Origin of the sequence: Mycobacterium sp., from assembly GCF_052145595.1 — a bacterium.
GTDB lineage: Bacteria > Actinomycetota > Actinomycetes > Mycobacteriales > Mycobacteriaceae > Mycobacterium.
In genome coordinates this window covers 1-4210 of the sequence record NZ_JBKQOI010000296.1, presented here as the reverse complement: position 1 = coordinate 4210, position 4210 = coordinate 1, and the positions used below count along the sequence as shown (strand labels likewise).

Here is a 4210-nt window from a genome sequence, read left to right as displayed (position 1 = left end):
CCGCAACGGTGTCGCGGTGATCACCAGACCGTCCGGCGTTTCGGTGCAGTCGCCGCCCAGGCGGTTGATCTCGCTGCTCAGCGCGGCGAGCCGATCGGTTTCGTGGCCCCGGAGGTGGGCGATGCCGGTGAGCCGTGACACCGATCCCGGGGTTGCCAGCGCGGCCAGTGCAGCCACCGACGGTGTCAGTTCACCGACGGCCCGCAGGTCGACGTCGAAACCGGGGTAGTCCGCTGACCCCCGCACCTCCAGGCCCGAATCGGTTTGACTGACAACGGCGTTCAGCTTGCCCAAGACGCTCAGAATATTGTCGGCGGGTTGCACACTGGTCGCGGGCCAGCCGGTAATGCGCACCGTCCCGCCGCTGACGACGGCCGCGGCCAGGAAGGGGACGGCATTCGTCAGGTCGGGTTCGATTTCCCAGTGCCGGGCCGCGACCGCGCCGGCGTGCACCCGCCAGCGGTTGGGGACAGAATCGTCGACGTCGATTCCGGCCTGCCGCAGCATCACTATCGTCATCGCGATGTGCGGCGCCGACGGCAGCGCCGACCCCGTGTGTTGGACGGTCAGGCCGTTTGTGAACGAGGCCGCGCACAACAGCAGACCGGACACGAACTGCGACGACGCCGAGGCATCGATGGACACGGCGCCGCCTGCGACCGACCCGCTGCCCTGCACCCGGAAGGGAAGGCCGGTGCCGTCGATCCGGACGCCGAGACCGCGCAACGCGTCCAGCAGTGGCGCGATGGGCCGGGCCCGGGCCTGCTCGTCACCGTCGAAGGTGACCGGGGCGGCGCTGAGCGCTGCCAGCGGCGGAACGAAACGCAAAACCGTGCCGGCCAGGCCGCAATCCACCCGGGCGTTGGGCCCGGGTGCGATTCGGCCGGTTACCGTCAATTCGGATCCGGCCCCGTCGACGCTTAAGCCCAGGGCGTTCAACGCCCCGATCATCAGGTCGGTGTCCCGGCTGCGCAGCGCTCCGCCGATGGTCGAGGTGCCCTGGCCCTGCGCGGCCGCCAGTGCGGCCAGCACCAGCGCCCGGTTGGTCTGCGACTTCGAACCCGGAACGGTCACGGTCGCGTGCACCGGTTTCGGCGCGCATGGGGCCGTCCACATACTCACCGGTCCATCATTGCCTGTCACCGGGTTCTGCCACCATGGGACGTATGTGCGGACGGTTTGCGGTGACCACCGATCCGGCCCTGCTGGCCGAGAAAATCAAGGCGATCGACGAGACGACTGGTGCCGCGCCCGGTGCCGGGGCGCCCAATTACAACGTGGCGCCCACAACCACGATCGCCACTGTCGTCACCCGTCACAATGAGCCCGACGACGAGCCGACTCGCCGGGTGCGGCTGATGCGCTGGGGACTGGTTCCACCGTGGGCCAAACCCGGTCCCGAGGGGGCGCCCGAGAACAAGGGGCCGCTGTTGATCAACGCCCGCGCGGACAAGGTCACCAGCTCGCCGGCTTTCCGGTCGAGCGCCAAGTCCAAGCGTTGCCTGGTCCCGATGGACGGCTACTACGAGTGGCGCGTCAACCCCGACACTCAGGCCGGTCAGAAGTCCCGCAAGACGCCGTTCTACATGTTCCGCGGCGACGGTGAGCCGCTGTTCGCGGCGGGCCTGTGGTCGGTGTGGAAGCCCGCCAAGGATGCCGCACCGCTGTTGACTTGCACGATTATCACGACCGACGCCGTGGGCGAGCTGGCCGAGATTCATGACCGGATGCCGCTGATGCTGGCCGCAGCCGACTGGGATGCCTGGCTGAATCCCGATGCCCCGCTGGATCCCGAGCTGCTGGCCCGTCCGCCGGATGTGAAAGGGATCCAGCTGCGCCAGGTGTCGACGCTGGTCAACAGTGTTCGCAATAACGGGCCCGAGCTGCTCGAGCCGGTTGACCCGCAGCCCGAACAGGCGACCCTGCTGTAAGGATTGTCTGCACAAGACAACAGTCAGCCCATCTTTGTCGTTTCGGGACGGAACCGGGCTCGCAGGCGGGACTTAACCGTCTCTACACGAGTAGGGGATCTGCCATGCCTGATCTCGTTGCGGCTATCCGTCAAATCATCGAGAACCACCGCGCAACCGGGCAGCTCGATGACCCGGAAGTGTCCTGCGGTTGTGGAACCGAGGGACTACGTGATCACCCGCGCCATGTCGCCGAGCAGACCGTCGACCAGTTGGGCCTCATTCCTGAAAAGATCGACGAGGTCACGAAACAGATCCGTTATGCGACGGCTTGGTTCGACTGGCAATTGACCAAACTGGAGGACGCAGAGTATTGATTTCGAGGGCACGCTGAAGGATGAGCGGACCATCAACGGCGGGCCGGGCTTCGTTGTTGGGTGCAGGACCGCAGTGACTAGTCGTGTACTGGTGACGCTGTTCAAGCATTGCGGCGCAAAGTGATAGCACACTGGTCCAGATGATGCCGAGTGCCAGTCGCGATCTCTTCATTGCGATAGTGCATGCCAAGATTATCAATATCAGTTTGTCAAGCGAAGTTCACAGATGGTCGCAGGAGGCCTGGAAGCGGGTGCCCACACTCACTCGCCGGTTTGGCGCGGTCGCGGATTGTCAAGAGGCGCTTGGCAACAGACGCATCATCGGCTCCGCGGCGGTAGCCGTCCCGTCTGCGCACAATGCGGCGGCGATGCACCCGATCACCCGCCGACTCAAGAGCATCCCGAGGTGGCCGACGCCGTTGACCGTGATGGTCTCCACCTGGGCGTGGGACGGCACAGACCGCAGGCCGGGCACTATGATGTCGAGTGCGGCTGTCACTGACAGCCACCGCACGCCGTCAGGCAATGGCGTGGATGCGAGCCGACGCAACAGCGGCGACCCCGGCCGCAGCGCCCGGACCATCTCGACAACCGGCAGCACACCCGCCCAGGGCGACCCGCCAAACGGCGACCCCAAGGTGATCACGGTGTCGACTCGCCTATGCAAACGCGGGTCCGAGATAGCTTGCGCGACAATAACACCGCCTAGACTGTGGCCGACCAGATGCACCTTGGGGGCACCGGTTCGAGCCAATATCTTTTCTACCCGGGCGACCAGCCGGTCAGCGAGTTGCTCCACCGAATTTCCGAGCGGCGCATAGGTCATCGCGTCGACGATTAGGCCCTCGGCACTGAGGGCTTGCGCAACCAAGGACCAGCTCGACTTGGCCCCGCCGAATCCGTGGACGAGCAGCACAGGATGCGTGGGTGCGTCTTGCGTGCTTGCCTCCGGCGACACACTATCTGCAGACTCATAGTTACTACGGACGAGGCGTAGCGGCGCTGTCGCGGCTGCCGACAGCAACATCGCCGCCTCCTGCGCCTGCACCATCGCGGCACGCGCCACCATCTGAACCGCCGCGCGGGCGGCGCCACCCCCGCGGAGTCGAGCCGTCATGTCCGTCCGCCTCTGCGAACTGCGGACGCGTGCCGGTTGCCTTATTGTCGGCTGCGCTTGCGACATGTCCCACCTTCTTTGTGTAACCCGTATCACATTGACAATGGCGGTCGGTGGGTCATGAGTCGTCAATGCCAGCCGCAGTTTGGTATACGGGTCCGCAGGGGATGCGCGCTACTTGGTAGCCGGAAGGGGTGTCGAATCAAGCTGTGCCGCAGTCGTCCTCGCTAACGCTGACAGCAATCGACACAACATCCGCTGGAGGTGGGCGCTCACCGGCACCAGGAATTTCCGGCTAGCCGGGGGAGGGTTGGGGGGCAACCGTGATGACACCGTTGCGCTACACCGGGAGGCTTTGGCCAATACAGACAGAGGGGCGGTAGCGATGCGCGATGCGCACGAAAATCGCGTCACTTCCCGGAACGCGGCGCCATAATGTGGGAAGTTGTAACCTCGCACGGGCATTGTGTGCGCGACATCCCGCACGAATCCGACGCTCGGCACATCGTGCATTCGCGCGGACTTACGACATTGATCGCAGCCGGGCGGTATGTGATCGCCGATAATCGTGGCGAGCGCTTTGTGGCAGAGATCCACCACCAAGCGGCCACCGTGTCGGTCCGGTGAGGTTTGCCGCCCTAGCGCTGACCGTCACGGGAGCTTAGCGGGCGGTGTCAGCGTGGTCGCCGGTCGCCGGTCGCCTAAAGCGGATCGGGCAGGCCGTCGACGCGTCGTCTGGGATTCCAGCCCGTGTCACTCCACACCCGAAGCTCCACAATTAAGTTCTTTTCCCGCAAGCGGATACA

The 4210-nt window shown here is 65.2% G+C and carries 4 protein-coding genes; 2 read left to right on the top strand and 2 right to left on the bottom strand.

Annotated features, from left to right (window positions below; translation table 11 throughout):
* On the bottom strand, positions 1–1122 hold a 1122-nt coding region (gene aroA, locus ACLP4W_RS25325; RefSeq protein ID WP_442390138.1), incomplete at its 3' end, for a 3-phosphoshikimate 1-carboxyvinyltransferase.
* 44 nt (positions 1123–1166) lie between these two features.
* On the opposite strand from aroA, the gene ACLP4W_RS25320 reads away from it, so the two are divergent.
* Together ACLP4W_RS25320 and ACLP4W_RS25315 are read left to right on the top strand one after the other, a co-directional pair.
* The gene (locus ACLP4W_RS25320; RefSeq protein ID WP_442390137.1) at positions 1167–1931 is read left to right on the top strand and encodes an SOS response-associated peptidase; all 765 of its coding nucleotides are present in this window, start codon (positions 1167–1169) and stop codon (positions 1929–1931) included.
* Positions 1932–2035: 104 nt separating this feature from the next.
* The gene (locus tag ACLP4W_RS25315; protein WP_442390136.1) at positions 2036–2287 is read left to right on the top strand and encodes a hypothetical protein; all 252 of its coding nucleotides are present in this window, start codon (positions 2036–2038) and stop codon (positions 2285–2287) included.
* A gap of 292 nt (positions 2288–2579) precedes the next feature.
* Here ACLP4W_RS25315 and ACLP4W_RS25310 read toward each other — a convergent pair whose 3' ends face one another.
* A complete protein-coding gene (locus ACLP4W_RS25310; protein ID WP_442390135.1) occupies positions 2580–3404 on the bottom strand; it encodes an esterase/lipase family protein in 825 nt (274 codons plus the stop codon).
* Between the last annotated feature and the right edge of the window lie 806 nt (positions 3405–4210).

Excerpts from the sequence above, each read along its gene's own strand:
- ACLP4W_RS25320 (WP_442390137.1), top strand. The coding sequence starts at position 1,167 with ATGTGCGGACGGTTTGCGGTGACCACCGATCCGGCCCTGCTGGCCGAG.
- ACLP4W_RS25315 (WP_442390136.1), top strand. The coding sequence starts at position 2,036 with ATGCCTGATCTCGTTGCGGCTATCCGTCAAATCATCGAGAACCACCGC.
- ACLP4W_RS25310 (WP_442390135.1), bottom strand. The coding sequence starts at position 3,404 with ATGACGGCTCGACTCCGCGGGGGTGGCGCCGCCCGCGCGGCGGTTCAG.